The 1,488-nt window shown below is 57.8% G+C and carries 3 protein-coding genes; 2 read left to right on the plus strand and 1 reads right to left on the minus strand.

The window, feature by feature from the left end:
* On the plus strand, positions 1–336 hold a 336-nt coding region (locus J5224_RS27465), incomplete at its 5' end, for a UvrB/UvrC motif-containing protein (RefSeq protein ID WP_264628305.1).
* 26 nt (positions 337–362) lie between these two features.
* Positions 363–797, plus strand: a complete 435-nt coding sequence (locus tag J5224_RS27470) for a VOC family protein (protein WP_264628306.1) — start codon at positions 363–365, stop codon at positions 795–797.
* Positions 798–815: 18 nt separating this feature from the next.
* Here J5224_RS27470 and J5224_RS27475 read toward each other — a convergent pair.
* The coding region (locus J5224_RS27475) for a gluconeogenesis factor YvcK family protein (protein WP_264628307.1) at positions 816–1,488 on the minus strand (673 nt) is incomplete at its 5' end.

The following is a 1,488-nucleotide window of genomic DNA, read 5'->3' on the forward strand; positions in this document are numbered from 1 at the left end:
TCAATGCAGCGCGCCATGCAGGAAACGGAGCGGCGACGTGAGAAGCAGCAGGCGTATAACGAAGCGCACGGCATCGTGCCTACCGGTCTTAACAAAAAGATCGATGACATTCTGCAATTAGGCAAGCCGACGGCGAAAGGCAAAGGCCGCGCCGGACGTAAAGCCGCTGAGCCAGCCGCAGAATATCATGCACTGACGCCAAAAGCGCTGGAGCAAAAGATTCGTGAATTGGAAGGTCAAATGATGACGCACGCGCAGAATTTGGAGTTCGAAGAGGCGGCGGCGTTGCGTGACCAGATTCATGCCTTACGTGAGCGATTTATCGCCGCATCCTGATTTCCCTGTGAGGGCAAGGTGCTGATATGACATTTTCTCTACCGGATGTAGATGTACTGTTTATCGCGGGCTTCGGCCCGATCGCTTCGGACGCGGCGGCAAGTCGTGCGCTCTATCTGGAGACGCTGGGTTTACCGCTTAAACCATTGGGGGAGTCGAGCGATTATCTGGTGGCCGATACCCTGGGGGGCGTGAAGCACTTTGCACTGTGGCCGTTGGCGCAGGCGAGCCAGTCTTGCTTTGGCACTGAACGCTGGCCGGAGGATGTCACCGTGCCGCAAAGCTGGCTGGAGTTTGAGGTTGCGGATATGGCGACCGCCACCGCTGCGGTTAAACGGGCGGGTTATACCCTACTGGTGGATAACCGGCTCGAACCGTGGGGGCAGTGGGTGACGCGTTTCCTCAGCCCCGAAGGCATGCTAATTGGTGTCACCCATACGCCGTGGCTGCGTAGCGAATAGCACGCTGACAGAGCGGTTTTAGCCCAGGCGTTGCAGGGTAATTTCCAGCGCCTGGCGCAGCAGTTCACGATCGTGATGGTGCGGCACGTCGGCAGCGCTTAATGGTTGTTGCACGATAAGACGATCGTTGATGCCTTGCACCTGCGTGTGTGGACTGACGATAACTGCGTCCACCACTTTACGTCCCACCTTGGTTTCGATCATGGCGAGCTTTTGTGCCAGCGTCATATGGGCAGCAGCCTGGTTGAGTTCACGCCCGAGATTGCCGATATAGACCATCTGCGCTGGCGTGCGGCGCAGGGCGCGCGCCAGATCGTCGAGCAACAGCAGGGGCATCAGGCTGGTCAGAAAGCTGCCTGGGCCAATCAGGATCAAATCGGCCTGATCGATGGCATCAATCGCTTCCTGGGTCGCCTTGACCACCGGGTGGAGTTGCAGATCCTGTGGCAGGACGTTCAGATTGTCTATTTGCACTTCACCGTAGATCTGGTTTCCTCCGCTGTCGGTAGCCACCAGATCGACGGGGTGTTCTGACATCGGGATCAGCACCGCGTCTACCTTCAGCAGTCCGCGAATCAGGTTAATCGCTTCCAGCGGTCGCACGCTCAGGTGATCCAGCGCTTTGAGCATCAGGTTGCCCAGATTGTGCCCGGCGAGTTCGCCGCTGCCGGTGAAACGATATTCAAACATG

The organism is Candidatus Symbiopectobacterium sp. NZEC135, assembly GCF_025962695.1.